Here is an 18469-nt window from a genome sequence, read left to right on the forward strand (position 1 = left end):
AAGTAAGGATCTTTATACTGGGTTTTCAAATTTTTTTGTTTTTATGGAACTCGAAAGGTATGAAAAAAGTTGTATAAAAAAGTTGGTTTCTAAAAATGGTGTCCTTTACTGCCTCTAAATACGATCAGTTAGCTAAAAGCAACGGAGGCTGTAATGGCAGGCGACACTAATCAAGAAAAAGACAATGAAAAGCTTAACGATGCGGTAGAGCAAACAGAAACGAAGGATACGGGGACAAAAGAAGAAAAACAGCAGTCGACCGTCTCTTCGACTGTAGCGACTGGTGCTGAAAGTGCAGATGCTGTTGATGAAGCCAATCGTGCGATGGAAGAAAATCCTAGTGGCGCGGGTACGGAAGAAGAAGCAGTGAGCTCGGGTGGCGCAGTTCAAGAAGAGGATACTGAAAGTAGCAGCGACTCTGACGCTGCACAATCCAATGTTGTTGATAGTGTAGCTTCTAGCGGAGAATCAGGTGACGAGGCTCTGGGCAGCGGTGGTTCGGATTCTGGGGCGGGTGCCCAAGCGGTCGGTGGTGGTGATGCCTCTGGCTCTGAAGGTGGTTCGGACGCAGAAGGCAATGAAGCGCAAGGACAAGCGGTACAAACTTCATCTGCGCCAAGTGCTTCTTCAGACTCTGAAGGTTCTCAAGGTGGTGACGAGCTAGATTCAGAAACCACTGAAGAGAGCTTCGCGGTGGATGTACAAGACACCAGCGAAGAAACCACGACGCAAGTAGAAGACGATTTCGACTCCGAAACTACGAGCGAAACGTTCCAGATTAAAGTCGAAGGTGAAAATGACGCGCCAGAAGTAGGGCAAGATCTGGCATACATCATGGATGAAGATGGCACTATTACCTTCACTCAAGAACAACTTCTCGGATACGCGAGTGATGTTGATGGCGATGATCTTGCCGCATTCAACGTGCAAGTGGGTGCTAATGCATCGGTTGTGGATAATGGTGATGGCACTTATACCGTCACACCTGATACTGATTTTAATGGTGAACTCGGCTTAACGTTTGATATCAGTGATGGTCAAGAAACCATTTCTAGCTCGATTGATTTAACTGTTCGTCCAATCAATGACGCACCAGTGCCGGAAGATAAAACCTTTGAGGTGGAAGAAGACGGCACGCTGATCTTCACCGATGCTGACCTGCTTGCTGGCGCAACGGATATTGAAGGCGATAACCTCACAGTTGAAGGCGTGAGCTACGACGGTGGCGACGGCATCCTGACCGACAACGGTAACGGGACTTACACTTTTGCGCCAAATGAAAACTTCAATGGCGATGTAAACTTCAGCTTTGATGTGTCCGACGGCACGGATACGGTTTCTGCCAACATTGATGTAAGCGTTACGCCTGTCGATGATGCGCCAGTGTCGGGCAATCTTGCGTACTCGGTGGATGAAGATGGTTCGATTCGTTTGAGCCAAGAGCAGTTGTTGTCGCAAGCTTCTGACGTGGAAGGCGATGCACTAACGGCGTCTAACCTTTCGGTAGATGGCAATGCGACGGTGACTCAAAATGACGATGGCAGCTTCACCATCACGCCGGACGCAGATTTCAATGGTGATATCGACATTAGCTTTGATATCTCAGATGGTACGAACACCGTTCAAACAACCGCTGATCTAACGGTTAATCCAATCAACGATTTGCCTGTTCCTCAAGACCAGCAGTTCAGCGTGGAAGAAGATGGCACGCTGATCTTTACGGACGCAGACCTGCTTAGTGGTGCAACGGATATTGAAGGCGATAACCTAACGGTTGAGGGCGTAAGCTACGACGGTGGCGACGGCATCCTGATCGACAACGGTAATGGGACTTACACTTTTGCGCCAAATGAAAACTTCAATGGTGATGTGAACTTCAGCTTTGATGTGTCCGACGGCACAGATACGGTTTCTGCCAACATTGATGTAAGCGTTACACCTGTTGATGATGCGCCAGTATCAGGCAATCTTGCTTACTCGGTGGATGAAGATGGCTCGATTCGTTTGAGCCAAGAGCAGTTGTTGTCACAAGCTTCCGATGTGGAAGGCGATGCACTGACGGCGTCTAACCTTTCAGTAGATGGCAATGCGACGGTGACTCAAAACGACGATGGCAGCTTCACTATCACGCCAGACGCAGATTTCAATGGTGATATCGACATCAGCTTCGATATCTCAGATGGCACGAATACCGTTCAAGCAACCGCTGACCTAACCGTTAATCCAATCAACGATCTGCCGGTTCCTCAAGACCAACAATTCAGTGTGGAAGAGGACGGCACGCTGCAATTTACTGATGCGGATCTGCTTGCTGGTGCGACCGACATTGAAGGCGATGACCTTTCTGTAACGGGAATCAGCTATGAAGGCACCGATGGCGTTCTAACTGACAATGGTGATGGCACATATAGCTTTGCGCCAAATGAGAACTTCAATGGCGATGTGAACTTCAGTTTCGACGTGTCTGATGGCACAGATACAGTTTCAGCGAATGTAGATGTGAGCGTTACGCCGGTGAATGATCCTCCTGTGGCTGGTTCAACGTCTTACACGGTTCACGAAGACAACTCTATTACCATTTCTGACGCGCAGCTGTTGGCAAACTCTTCGGATTTAGAAGGGGATGTCTCGATAGATAGCGTGAGCTACTCTGGCGGCGATGGTGTGTTGCAAATCAATGGTGACGGTACGTACACCTTCTCTCCAAATGAAAACTTTAATGGTGAAGTGACGCTTGATGTTGTCGTCGCTGATGAAGAAGGCTCAACGGATGTCACCACTGCTGGCATTACGGTGCTGGAAGTGAACGATCCACCAGTCGCAGGACCAACTTCTTACACCATTGATGAAGATTCTGTTCTGACCTTTAGTGAGTCGCAAGTGCTGCTGAATGCCTCTGATTTGGAAGGCGACGTAGAGCTTGTTGGTATTAGATACGATGGTCCGGATGGCATTTTCACCGTTAACGATGATGGCACATGCAGTTTCGCGCCAAACGAGAACTTTAACGGACAAGTTCAACTTGATGTGGCCATTCGAGATGAAGATGGAGCAGAAGTTGATACCGTCATTAATGTGAATGTATTGCCAATCAATGATGCGCCAGTATCGGGTGATTTGGCTTACAGCGTTGATGAAGACGGTGCGATTACACTCAGCCAAGAACAGCTTCTTTCTCAAGCGTCTGATATTGAGGGAGATGGTCTGACTGCTAGCGATTTGACTGTAGATGGAAACGCAACCGTCACAGCGAACGACGATGGCAGCTTCACGATTACGCCAGATGCGGACTTTAATGGTGACATTGATATCCAATTCAACATTACGGACGGCACAGACACTATCCAAGCAACGGCGGATCTAACGGTTAATCCAGTTAACGATCTTCCTGTTCCTCAAGACCAGCAGTTCAGTGTTGAAGAAGATGGCACGCTTCAGTTTACCGATGCAGACTTGCTTGCTGGCGCGACCGATATCGATGACGATAACTTAACGGTTGATGGCATTAGCTACACAGGCAGCGATGGTGTGCTGACTGACCACGGTGATGGTACTTACACCTTTGCACCAAATGAAAACTTCAACGGAGACGTCAGCTTTAGTTTTGGTGTTTCTGACGGTACTGAAACCGTACCAGCAAATGTGGACGTGAGCGTCACTCCAGTGAACGATCCTCCGGTTGCGGGTTCTACGTCTTACACGGTTGATGAAGACAACGCGATTACCATTTCCGACGAGCAGCTTCTGGCTAACTCTTCGGATGTGGAAGGCGCAGTGTCCATCGATAGCGTGACCTATTCAGGCACCGATGGCGTATTCCAAGACAACGGTGACGGCACTTACACCTTCATGCCGAATGAGAACTTCAGCGGTGATATCAGCCTTGATGTGATTGTGGCGGATGAGCAAGGTGCGATTGACGAAACGACTGCAGGCATTACCGTCATTGAAGTGAATGACCCTCCAGTTGCCGGTCCAACGTCTTACACGATTGACGAAGATTCAGTACTGACATTCAGTGAGTCACAAATTCTTGCTAACGCATCTGATATCGAGGGCGATGTAGAGCTTGTTGGCATCAGCTATGAAGGCTCGGATGGTATCTTTACCGTCAATGGCGATGGTACTTGTAGCTTTGCACCAAACGAGAACTTCAATGGTCAAGTTCAGTTGGATGTGACCATTCAAGATGAGAATGGGGCAACCGTTGATACGCACATCAATGTCGATGTATTGCCAATCAACGATCCACCAGTATCGGGTGATTTGGCTTACACCATCAACGAAGACAGCTCAATCACGCTAAGCCAAGAGCAGCTGCTTGCCAAAGCGGGCGATATTGATAGCGAGAACCTTGAAGCCATCAATCTATCGACAGATGACAACGCGACAATTCAATACAACGATGATGGCAGTTACACCATCACACCGGATGAAAACTACAACGGCGACCTAGATCTGACCTTCGATATCATTGATAACGATGGTGGTTCGGTACAAGTTGGTCTGGATATTACGGTTAATCCTGTGAATGACTTGCCACAAGCGCAAGATCAACAGTTCACGGTAGAAGAAGATGGCACCTTGCTGTTCACGGATGCAGACCTATTGGAAGGCGCATCGGATATTGATGGCGATGATCTGTCTATCGAAAACGTTCTCTACACAGGTGCGGATGGTGTACTTACCGATAATGGTGATGGCACTTATAGCTTCGCGCCGAATGAGAACTTCAACGGTGATGTTCAGTTCACATTCGATGTGTCTGACGGCACAGGTTCAACACCAGCATTCATTGATGTCAGCGTGACACCAGTGAACGATCCGCCGGTTGCAGGTTCTACGTCTTACACGGTTCAAGAAGACGGTCAAATCACCATCAGTGACGAGCAGTTGTTAGCCAACTCTTCTGATGTGGAAGGCGACGTAGCCTTGGCGAATGTTAGCTACTCTGGTAACGACGGTAGCTTCGTAGACAATGGCGACGGCACATATACCTTCACACCAAATGAGAACTTTGACGGTAACATTTCGCTCGACGTTACGGTCATCGACCAAGATGGTGCAACGGATACAACAACCGCAGGCATCGATGTTATCGCGGTGAACGACGCACCAGAAACGTCAGGTATTCAAGCTGAGGTAGATGAAGATAACGCCATCACCATCACGCAAGAACAGTTGCTTGCGAATGCGACTGACATTGAAGGTGATGACCTTGTTGCCAGCAATCTACAAACCAATGACCCAGATGCGACGATCGTAGCCAACGACGATGGTTCTTTCACCATTACGCACACCGAAAACTTTAACGGTGAGTTGGACTTCACTTACAACATCAGCGATGGCGAAAATGATGTTCTGACCACGTTGGATCTGACCGTTAATCCTGTCAACGATGCGCCAGAAGCGGGCGACGAGATCTTTATTCAAGCAGAAGAAGATCAAACCGTGGGTGTTTCTCTGCGTGAAGAGCCTGCGTTACGTCTCGACCAAGCCCCTGAAAACGGCATCATTGAAGCAAATCTAAATGACGAATGGGTACAGCTAGAAGTCGGGCAGGAGGTGCCTGCAGATACGGAAGTGCGCTTCATTCCAAATGATGACGCATTGGCAAACGGTACGCACACGAGTCAAATTGGTACCTTTGATGACAACGCTAGCCTCGATGATTGGGGTACTGCTGTTGACCCTTACACACGTGAGTTTGTTGATGGTGATTTGAAAGTTACCGTTCAAAGTAATGATGACCCACTCGGTGCGTGGAATGGTAAAACACACATCGGTCACGGTATTGGTGATACTGACCGTCAAGGCTTGAGTGGTGATGAAAAACTGACTGTGAGCGTTGAAGGTCAAGACATCAACGAAATCAGCTTCCACCTAGACGGTCTAGGTGGCTGGTTTATGGAGGAGTCTCGCCACTTTACAGAAGTCGAAATTCGCGCATTCAATTCCGATGGTGACTTGATCGACTCAATGACTTACCACAAAGAAGATCGTGGTAGCTATGAGACGGATTACACCCTAACGGTGAATGAGCCTGTGTCTTACTTTGAGTTAGGAACGATTCAAGGTAACGGTACTTACGTGGTTCAAAACATGACGGTTTCGCAAACTTGTCATGATGAAGCGGTGTTCACATCTATTGGAGTGGACGGCACAGAAATCACTGAAACGGTAGAGCTGAATATCCGAGAAGGTGACAGTGAAATCGAACTGACCGCTGACCTGCCAAATGTGACCATTGATACCGAAGGTTCTACGCAGTTTGCCTCTGTGGTAATCACAGAAGAGCAGCTTCTCGCACAAGCGAGTGATATCGATAGCGATGTTCTTGATATTCAAAACCTAGAGCTGGTGGGGGATAACGCGGAGCACGCTACGTTAACCGACAATGGCGATGGTACATGGACAGTCACACCAGATGAGAACTTCTACGGTGAGATTGAGCTAGGTTACCAAGTCACGGATGGTGAACTCACTGACGACAACATCATCAACATCAACTTCGAAGCAGTAAACGATGCGCCAATCGTTTCTGGTCCGATTGTGTTGTCGACTGATGAGGATGTGGGCATTACGTTTAGCGCGGACGATCTGCTTGCCAATGCAAGTGACGTGGAAGGCGATGCGCTGTCTATCTCTGATATCTCTTACAGCGGTGATAACGGTGAGCTTGTCGACAATGGCGACGGCACTTACACCTTTATGCCGAATGAAAACTTCAATGGTGAAGTCGACATTGATTACAAAGTCTTCGATGGCACCGATGAAGTCGATACCCATCTAGATCTGACCGTTATTCCGGTCAACGATGTACCAGTTCCTGGTGCACCGCTGCATACTCAAATGCTAGAAAACGGCACCATCATCATCGAAGCAAAAGACCTGTTATCAGGTGCGACCGATGTGGATGGCGACATCCTGCATATCGAGAACCTGCTGCTTGTTGACCAGTCACAAGGTACGTTGACAGACAACGGCGACAACACCTTTACCTTCGAGCCAACTTCGAACTTCTATGGTGAAGTGAACCTGACCTTCGACATCAGCGATGGTCAAGCAAGTGCCCCAAGCACTGCGAAGATCGATGTTGAGATCGTCAACGAAGGTCCAGAGGTCAGCGGCCCGGTTGATGCGGTCGTCGATGAAGATGGCTCAATTACCATCACTCAAGAAGACTTGTTAGCGAACGCGACGGACGTGGATGGTGACAACCTTGAAGCGGTGAACCTGTCGACCAACGATCCTAATGCAACCATCGTTGAGAACGCTGATGGTAGCTTCACGATTACACCGAGCGAAAACTTCTTTGGTGAAATCGAATTTACTTATGACGTAACTGACGCGATCGAAACCGTCGCCGCGGATCTAAACCTCACCGTTAACCCAGTGAACGACCTGCCAGATGTGCCTGATTTGTCCTTCACCACAGAAGACGGCGAAGCTATCACGATTACTGAAGCAGAGTTGCTGGCTCAAGCAACGGACATCGAAGGTGATGACTTATCTGTTGTGAACGTGACGAGCTTAAGCGATACGGTTCAAGTAACAGACAATGGCGATGGCACCTACACGTTAACGCCAGAGGAGGGCTTCTTTGGTAATATTGACCTCACGTTTGATGTGAGTGATGGCACCGATGTGGTGGCGGCAAACATCGACTTGAAAGTTGAGTTCGTCAACGACGCACCAGAAGCAGCGCCAATCGTGGCAGACGTGGACGAGGATGGCTCTATTCTCGTGACACAAGAAATGCTGCTTGAAAATGCCAGCGATCAAGATGGTGATGACCTATACGCAACGGCACTAGAAACCAATGATCCTAATGCCTCTATCGTGGATAACGGCGACGGCACCTTTACCGTTACGCCTTCACAGAACTTCAACGGAGACATCGAGTTTACTTATGAAGTGAGCGACGGTGAATTGAGTGTTGCCAATGAAATGACATTGACGGTGAACCCAGTCAATGACATTCCAATTGTTGCGCCTGGCATGTACCACATTGAAGAGGATGGCAGCATCCTGTTCACGCAAGAAGATCTGCTAAGTGGCGCGATTGATATTGATGGTGATGACCTCACTGTTACGAGCATTAACTACTCGGGTGATGAAGGTACTGTAACGGACAACGGTGACGGTACATTTAGCTTCGTACCAGAAGAGCACTTCAGTGGTGACTTACAGTTCAGCTTTACGGTTTCTGACGGTACGGATGAAGTTGAGCAAGACATTAATGTCCATATCGAAGCCGTAGCAGATGCGCCAGACCTAGTCATCACTGATGGCGACGGTCGAAACGTGGATGACCAAGCGATCTTGGTTGAGCCAGGCGGTATTGTTGAAGTGAACATCGCCGCAGCATTGGTTGACCAAGACTTGTCAGAAACGCTGACTGTGACCGTTGATGGTGTTCCAGAAGGTTCGGTGATCAGCTACGACAACGAAGGGGTACTTAACGATCAAGACAACGGTATCACCAGTTTCAATGATACTGAAATCACGGTTACCTTTGAAGGTGAAACCGCGGGTTACCAAAACGCAGCTGGCTATTACAAAGTTGATGAAGACGGCAATATCACGGGCGTTGAAGTGGTGTACGAAAACGCCTCTCAAGTTGGTGGCGGCGGTGACCTCGTTCCGGGACAAGATCAGTTCAGCTTCCAAATCTCGGAAGGGGAAAGCTTCAACCTATTCTTGATTCCTAACGGTCATAACTTCAATGACTTTGCGTCCATGCAAGATGGTCAGTACGAGTTCCGTGCAGCAGATGGCTCTCCTGCGAACATGGATACAGTTGACCCACAACTCGTGTTTGTGGGTGCTGATGGTTCTGAAACCGTGATTCAAAGCCAATTTGGTGATGCAGTCTTCCATGGCGGCACAAGCTCAGAGCTCAACCAAGATGGCATTGAACATACTCGAACTACTGTGAACGAAGACGGTGAACTGGTTTACGGCTTTGAAGATCTCTACGGTGGTGGCGATGCCGATTATAGTGACTTCAACTTCACCATTGATGTTGGTGAAGTGAACAGCCAGATCTACAGCGGTGAAGTAACAGTCGGTCCAGATGGTTCTGTAACGCTTCCAACCACAGCAATTGAACAAGAGCTACAGATTCAATTGCCAGAAGACTTTAACCAACAGCTAGAAATCAATGTAACGGCAACGGCGACAGAGCTATCAAATAATGATTCTGAAACCGTTTCTCAAACCATCTACGTCAATGCAACGGGTGCTCACATTGAACATACGCCTGAAGCATTGCCTGTTTCTGCTGTGGTTGAAGAAGATGGTTCAATCCTAATCACGCAAGAAGATTTGCTCGCTAATGCGCGTGACTTGGATGGAGACCAACTGACAGCACTGAACTTGGCAACGGATGATGAAAACATCACCATCACAGACAATGGTGACGGTACTTACACCTTAACGCCAGATGCGGACTTTAATGGTGACATCACCTTTACGTTCGATGTGTCTGACGGCGATGATGTTGTCTCAACCAACCTTGAGTTATTGGTGTCACCAGTTAACGATGCGCCTGAACCACAAGATCAAGCGTTCACCATTGGTGAAGATGGTGTGCTGACCTTTACTGATGCGGATCTCCTAACAGGCGCTACCGATATTGAAGGGGATGACTTATCTGTTGAGGGCGTCACTTACACAGGCGCGGACGGTGTTCTTACTGACAATGGTGATGGCACATATAGCTTCGCACCAAACGAGAACTTCAATGGCGACGTGAACTTCACTTTCGATGTTTCCGATGGCACGGATACCGTGACGGCGAATATCGACGTAAGCGTGACGCCGGAGAACGATCCACCGGTTGCAGGCAGCACGGCTTACACCGTTCATGAAGACAATTCGATTACCATTAGTAACGAACAGCTGTTGGCTAACTCGTCTGATATAGAAGGCGAAGTGGCGATTGATAGCGTGAGCTACAGCGGTAACGATGGCGTGCTGGAAATCAACGGTGATGGTACGTACACCTTCTCACCAAACGAAAATTTCAGCGGCGAGGTGAGCCTAGATGTTGTCGTTGTCGATGAAGATGGTGCAACGGACTCGACCACTGCAGGCATTACTGTGATTGAGGTAAATGACCCACCAATCGCAGGTCCTACCGCATACACTATCGATGAAGACCAAGTTCTAACCTTCAGTGAATCGCAAGTGCTACTGAATGCTTCGGATGTTGAAGGGGATGTTGAGCTAGTAGGCATCAGCTACGACGGTCCAGATGGCATCTTCTCAGTAAACGGTGATGGTACTTGTAGCTTTGCACCGAATGAAAACTTCAACGGTCAAGTACAGTTGGATGTGACCATTCGCGATGAAGATGGCGCAGAGGTTGATACTTACATCACAGTCGATGTCTTACCAATCAATGATGCACCTGTATCTGGTAACTTGGCGTACAGCGTTGATGAAGACAATTCAATTACGCTAAGCCAAGAGCAGCTACTTGCTCAAGCATCGGATGTAGAAGGTGATGCGCTGACTGCGTCTAACCTAGTGGTTGACGGTGATGCAACGGTTACGGCAAACGACGATGGTAGCTTCACTATCACGCCAGATGCGAACTTCAATGGCGACATTGATATCACGTTCGATATCAACGACGGCAGCGACACTATTGTTGCAACGGCGGACCTAACCGTTAACCCAGTTAATGACTTGCCGCAGCCGGAAGATCAAGCGTTCACCATTGGTGAAGATGGTGTGTTGACCTTCACTGATCAAGACCTGTTGGATGGTGCAACGGACATCGATGGCGATGATCTATCGGTAGAAGGTGTCACTTACACAGGCGCGGACGGTGTCCTAACTGACAATGGCGATGGTACATATAGCTTCGCACCGAATGAGAACTTCAATGGTGATGTGAACTTCACCTTCGATGTTTCCGATGGCACGGACACCGTGACTGCGAATATCGATGTGACAGTCACACCAGAGAACGATCCACCAGTGGCAGGTAGCACATCTTACACAGTGCATGAAGACAACTCGATCACCATTAGTAACGAACAGCTGTTGGCTAACTCGTCTGATATAGAAGGCGAAGTGGCGATTGATAGCGTGAGCTACAGCGGCACAGATGGTGTGTTCCAAGACAATGGTGACGGTACGTACACCTTCTCGCCAAACGAGAACTTCAATGGCGAAGTGAGCCTAGATGTTGTCGTGGTAGATGAAGACGGTGCGACGGACTCAACCACCGCTGGCATTACTGTTCTTGAGGTGAACGATCCACCAATCGCAGGTGCGACTAGCTACTCAGTGAACGAAGACGAAGTCATCACCATTAGCTCTGAACAGCTATTGGCGAACGCTTCTGATGTTGAAGGTGAAGTTGCGATTGATAGCGTCAGCTACAGCGGCTCCGACGGTATCTTTACCGATAACGGTGACGGTACATTCAGCTTCGCACCAAACGCCAACTTTGATGGCGATGTTAGTCTAGATGTTGTGGTTGTTGATGAAGACGGTGCAACTGCGGCAACTAACGCAAACATCGACTTATTGCCAATCAACGATGCGCCAGTATCGGGCAACTTGGCTTACAGTGTCGATGAAGACAATTCAATTACGCTAAGCCAAGAGCAGCTTCTTGCTCAAGCATCGGATGTAGAAGGGGACGCGCTAACCGCGACTAACCTAGTGGTTGACGGTGATGCAACGGTTACGGCAAATGATGATGGCAGCTTTACCATTACGCCTGATGCGAACTTCAATGGTGACATTGATATCACGTTCGACATCAACGATGGCACCGACACTATTGTTGCAACGGCTGACCTAACGGTTAACCCAGTTAATGACCTACCACAGCCAGAAGATCAAGCGTTCACCATTGGTGAAGATGGCGTCTTGCTGTTCACTGATGAAGATCTGCTTGATGGCGCAACGGATATCGATGGCGATGACCTATCGGTAGAAAGTGTGTCTTACACTGGCACAGATGGTGTTCTAACCGACAATGGTGATGGCACTTACAGCTTCGCGCCAAACGAAAACTTCAATGGCGACGTGAACTTTACCTTCGATGTTTCTGATGGCACGGATACCGTGACCGCAAACATCGACGTAAGCGTGACGCCAGAGAACGATCCACCGGTAGCAGGCAGCACGTCTTACACGGTGCATGAAGACAATTCGATCACCATCAGTAACGAGCAGTTATTGGCTAACTCATCTGACGTCGAAGGCGAAGTCGCGATTGATAGTGTCAGCTACAGCGGCGCAGATGGCGTGTTCCAGGACAATGGTGACGGCACTTACACCTTCTCGCCAAACGAGAACTTCAATGGTGAAGTGAGCCTTGACGTTGTGGTTGTCGATGAAGACGGTGCGACGGATTCCACCACCGCGGGTATTACAGTACTTGAGGTGAACGATCCGCCAATTGCCGGCGCGACCAGCTACTCAGTGAACGAAGACGAAGTCATCACCATCAGCTCTGAGCAGCTATTGGCGAATGCTTCTGACGTTGAAGGTGACGTCGCGATTGATAGTGTCAGCTACAGCGGCTCCGATGGTATCTTTACCGATAACGGCGACGGTACATTCAGCTTCGCACCAAACGAAAACTTCAACGGTGATGTCAGCCTAGATGTTGTCGTGACCGATGAAGATGGTGCAACGATAGCAACCAATGCAAACATTGATGTATTGCCAGTCAACGATGCTCCAGTATCAGGTGATTTGGCTTACAGCGTGGATGAAGATGGTTCTATCACTCTTAGCCAAGAGCAACTTCTTGCTCAAGCCAGCGACGTGGATGGCGATGACCTAACCGCATCCAACCTGACTGTTGACGGTAATGCGACCGTTGTTGCGAACGATGATGGTAGCTTCACTATCACACCGGATGCGGACTTCAATGGCGACATTGATCTGAGCTTCGACATTACGGACGGTGATGCAACCATTCAAGCCACTGCCGATCTGACTGTGAACCCAGTGAATGACTTGCCAACGGTTGGTCAGCCACAGTTTGTTACGCAAGAAGACACCAGCTTCACCTTTACCGAAGAGCAATTGCTGCAAAATGCAGGTGATATCGATGGTGATAACCTAACGGTTGAAAATGTTACTTCTGACAGTGGTACGTTAGTCGATAACGGTGATGGCACGTACACCTTCGCGCCAAACGAAAACTTCGATGGCAACGTGAACGTAACGTTTGATGTCAACGATGGCACCGCAACCGTGCCAGCAGAAGCGAACATTGATGTTCAATCTGTGGTCGATATGCCAGAGCTGTCGATTGCTTCAGACTTGGTGATTGCTTCTGATAACTTCGAGTCTGGCTCGAACGGTTGGAACGCGAACACTGAGAGCTCACAAGGCTTCGAAACGGGCGACATGCTGGGTCGTATTGGTGGCACTGGCGGTGATGAAGCGGTCAGCAAAACTTACGATATCCCAAGCGATGTCAATGAAGTGAATATCTCGTTTAGCTTCTACGAAATCGATTCTTGGGATGGCGAGTCGTTCCAAATCTTTGTGGGCGGTGAACAGCTAACCACCTTGGAAAACTCCGCGTTCCGTACTCAAGATGGTACGACAACGCTTTACGACTCAGATGGTAATGAAGTGGGTGAAGTGATCCACGGAGCCTCTCAACGTGAAGGCTTCAGTGGTTGGAATGACCAAGCTCACCAAATCAACCTAACGGTTCCTGTCGAGGATGGTGAATTGCAACTGGGCTTCGGCTCAACCTTGAATCAAGACGTTTGGGATGAATCGTTCGGTATCGACAACATCGAAATCACGGTAGCGGATGCGGATTACCAAATCATTGGTACCGAAGATACACCTGTGCCGCTTGATATCGATGCAGCATTGACCGATACCGATGGCTCAGAAAACCTCGCTATCTTGATTGAAGATGTGCCAGAAGGCAGCGCATTATCAGCGGGTGTTGATAATGGCGACGGCACTTGGTCACTACAACCGGGCGAGCTAGAAGGACTAGAGTTTATCCCTTCTGCGGACTTCAACGGCGATGTGACGCTAACCGTGAATGCAACCTCTACAGATGTTGATACCGGAACCACAGCGACAGCGACGCAAGATGTGACGATTCATATCTCGCCGACCAATGACGCACCAGAAGTGACGGGCGATATCACGGCAGTCACCGCCGAAGACAACAGCATCACGCTGACTCAAGAACAGTTACTGGAGCACGCTGTTGATATCGATGGCGATGACTTAAGTGCAATCAACCTAAGCACCAATGATGAAAATGCGACGGTTGAAATGAACGAGGATGGCAGCTTCACCATTACTCCAAGCGAGAACTTCTACGGTGATATCGAGTTTAGTTACGATGTCACGGATGGTGAAGAAGTGGTTGCGGCTGGTCTCGATCTAACAGTAACACCAGTGAATGACGCACCAGAGCCACAAGATCAAGTGTTCACTGTGGGTGAGGACGGTCTTCTTACCTTCACAGATGCAGACTTGTTAACAGGCGCGACGGATGTAGAAGGTGACAACCTAACAGTTGAAGGCGTGAGCTACACAGGCGCAGATGGTGTCCTAACCGATAACGGTGATGGGACCTACAGCTTTGCTCCAAACGAGAACTTCAACGGTGACGTGAACTTCACGTTTGATGTATCAGACGGTACGGATACAACCTCTGCCAACATTGATGTGAGTGTGACGCCGGAGAACGATCCACCTGTGGCGGGCAGCACATCTTACACCGTACATGAAGACAACTCGATCACCATCAGTGACGAGCAACTACTGGCTAATTCGTCGGATATTGAAGGCGACGTAGACATCAGTAGTGTGACTTACAGTGGCAACGATGGCGTCTTCCAAGACAATGGCGATGGTACGTACACCTTCTCTCCAAACGAGAACTTCAATGGCGAGGTCAGCCTAGACGTTGTAGTTGTCGATGAAGAGGGTGCGACAGACTCAACCACTGCGGGTATTACCGTTCTTGAGGTGAACGATCCACCAATCGCAGGTGCGACAAGTTACTCTGTCAATGAAGACGAAGTCATTATCTTCACGAAAGAGCAACTGCTAGCGCAATCAAGCGATGTGGAAGGTGACGTGAGCCTAGAAAGTGTCTCTTACAGTGGTAGCGACGGCATTCTAACGGCGAATGACGATGGCACTTACAGCTTCGCGCCAAATGAAAACTTCAACGGTGGCGTAAGTCTCGATGTGGTAGTCGCTGATGAAGACGGTGCAACTGCGACAACCAACGCGAACATTGATGTATTGCCAGTCAACGATGCTCCGGTATCTGGCGACTTGGCTTACAGCGTCGATGAAGACGGTTCAATCACATTGAGTCAAGAGCAGTTACTGGCTCAAGCGGGTGACGTAGACAGCGATAATCTAGAAGCAGTGAACTTAACCGCGGTAGCCAATGCAACCGTTGTTGAGAACCAAGATGGTAGCTTTACGATTACGCCTGATGCGAACTTCAATGGCGATATCGACCTAAGCTTCGACTTGATTGATAACGATGGTGCGAGCGTGGAAGTGGGCGTTGACCTAACGGTGAACCCAATTAACGATGCGCCGCAATCAACGCCAGTGAATATTGCTGGCACCGAAGATACCACCATTCTTATCACGCAGGATATGTTGCTTGCTAACGCGACAGACATCGACAACACCTACGACGAACTGTCTGCTGTCGACCTAGTGATTGATGAGCAATACGGTGACTTGCTAGACAACGGTGATGGCACTTGGTCATTCACTCCGGCTGAGAACTTCAATGGTGATGTACCAATGTCGTTTGGTGTCAGCGATGGTGATTTAGTGACGCCGGTTGAAGGCAATCTAAACATCGAAGCGGTTAACGATGCACCAGAAGCGCCAACCATCCAGATGCAAGGCGAAGAAGATGTGGTCATGGTGATTGACCCAGCTTACATCGCTGATCAAGTCACGGATCTTGATGGTGACGAAATCAGCGTAGAAAGCATCACGGTTCGTGCTCCTGCAAACGCGACATTAACTCAGCAGCCAGATGGTATGTACCACTTGGTAACCACTCAAGACTTCAATGGTTTGGTGGAACTGGGCTACACCGCGACGGATGGTGAAGAAGTGGTTGAAGGCTCGTTGAATGTGGATGTTATTCCAGTCAACGATGCTCCATTCAATGTGGGTAATGCCTTTATGGCAACCGACGAGGATGGCGCATTCACCTTCGACGCTGGCGACCTGATGAACTTGTTCGGCGATATCGACACTGAAAACCTAGTCGTATCACGCATTATCACCGCAGAAGGTGAAGATGGTGGTGAGGTAACGGACAACGGTGACGGTACTTGGACATTCACACCGACTGGCGATTTTGCAGGGGTATCTGACTTGCAAGTTGTGGTAAGTGACGGTGAGTTTGAAACAGTACTTGATGTACCAGTGTTTGTTCGCCCTGTTGCGGATGGCGCGGTCATCACAACCGACCATGATGGTCCGTTAGTCTTCGGTGAGGACGAAACGGGTCACCTAGGCTTGAATGTCGGTCTAATCGACGATTCAGAAACGCTAAGTAACCTAGTGATGACTGGTTTCCCTGTTGGCTTCGAAGTTACGGATGGTGTGAACACCATTACCATTACGGAACCGGGTCAATACATCGACTTGAACGAGTGGGATATCTCAGACCTGCAAATGACGCCTCCGGCTGACTTTAATGGCGAGTTCTTCGTAACCGTGACCGCAACAACGGTGGATTATGGTGACGAGCCAGAAGAGTTCGAAGATGGCATCGATTCAGGTGACTTCGAAACCCTAGCGGGTGAGCCAGTTATCCTAACCGCAGATGACCTAATCGGATTGGCAGAAAACGTAGACGCTGACGCGGGTGATGAAGTGAAATTCGTTCACCTAGCTGATCGCAGCCAAGGTGAGATTGTCGATAACGGTGATGGCACATGGACATTCAATCCAGCACCGGGCTTTACTGGTGAAGCGGATATCGCTTATGTGATTGATAAAGACGGTGTGCTTCATGATGAGCAAACAGGCGTGGTCGTGAAAGAAGACGCACCACAAGAGAATGCTTCTCCAGAAATCGACAGCATTTCTACCACAGAAATGGCAGCGGATGGCACCTTGTCGTTCACCAATGACGACATGCTATCGACATTGAGCGATGCAGAAGGCGACAGCTTGAGCATTGAATCAGTGAGCCTAATGGAAGGTCAAGGTGTGATAGAGACCGATAACCAAGGTAACTACCAATTCACACCAGCAGAAGGCTACACCGGAGATGTTCAAGTTGGCTTCATTGCAACTGACGGTGAAAACCGCATTGAGAGCTTCTTTAATGTCGACATCCAAGGTGAAGGTGAAACCACAACCAGCGAAGGCTACGCACTGGCTGATGATGGTTCACTAACCCTAACGGAAGCGCAGTTGATTGATGAGCTTGGCATTAGCCCTTCAGCAGAAGTGTTGGATGTCGCCGATGCAAACGATGCAGGTTTCTTCGCGAAATCAGGTGATGAAGAGTGGACATACTGGCCGAACGATGACTTCGATGGCAATTTAGCTATGGATGTTCAGGTCAACGATAACGGTGAAGTATCGACTCAGAATCTGAGCATCCAAGTTGCGGACGATTCAGCGCAAAGTGACGAGCCACAAATCCAAACTGCTCAAGCATCATCAGAGCAGCAAGTTGGCGAAGCGCAACAGCCTGAAGAGCAAGCAGCAAACGGTGCAGACAGTGAAGAGGAGAGCGCAGCTGATGTGACTGCAGCGCCAGGCGATACCATTTCTATCTCGGTTCCAGATGAGGTCAGTGGTAACGAATCGGTGGATTATGCAGAAATGTCCGGTCTACCTGATGGTGCATCAGTAAGCAACGCACTGGATAATGGCGATGGCAGCTTCACATTAAGTGGCAACCTGAACCAACCAGTATCGGTTGACCTACCAGAAGGTTACGAAGGTACGAGCGAAATCCAATTCCAAGGTTACGACGAATTGGGCAGCGCGGTAGAAGGTGCGAGTGGCACAGTTGAAGTTGAAGTCGATGATCAATACACCATGCAAGGTTCTGCGCAAGATCAGCAACCAGACATGGCGGGTATGGAATCTGGCGGCAGCGACTGGACAAGTGCGGGAGGTCAAGATCAAGGTGTTGACTTCACGGATGACTCTGGCAGCTTCGACTCGGATACTCAAACGGGTACTGACCAAGACAACGATTTCGATCAAAGCTCAATGTAACCAGTCCTAGACGAGGGCAGTGTCATTGCTGCCCGAACCAAAGCCATGCAGAGCCTACTTTGCATGGCTTTTTTGTTGGTCTTCTTTCTATGAGCTCTAGAAAAAAACTTGGAAATTGAAAAAAGTATTCTTAGCTAGTTTATACCCAAGTAACCTCGAGATGTTAGGTTCAGCGAGAATGGCTTGGTTTGTAGACGCGGCGGCGATTTAAAGG

Annotated in this window: 1 protein-coding gene; it reads left to right on the plus strand. The window is 49.0% G+C overall.

What is annotated here, in order from left to right; genetic code table 11:
• Positions 1 to 153 precede the first annotated feature (153 nt).
• Positions 154 to 18255 (plus strand): tandem-95 repeat protein, encoded by an 18102-nt coding sequence (locus R7Q09_RS07500; RefSeq protein WP_318070692.1) that lies wholly within the window; start codon positions 154 to 156, stop codon positions 18253 to 18255.
• Positions 18256 to 18469: the final 214 nt, after the last annotated feature.

The organism is Vibrio sp. 2130-1 (genome assembly GCF_033339515.1).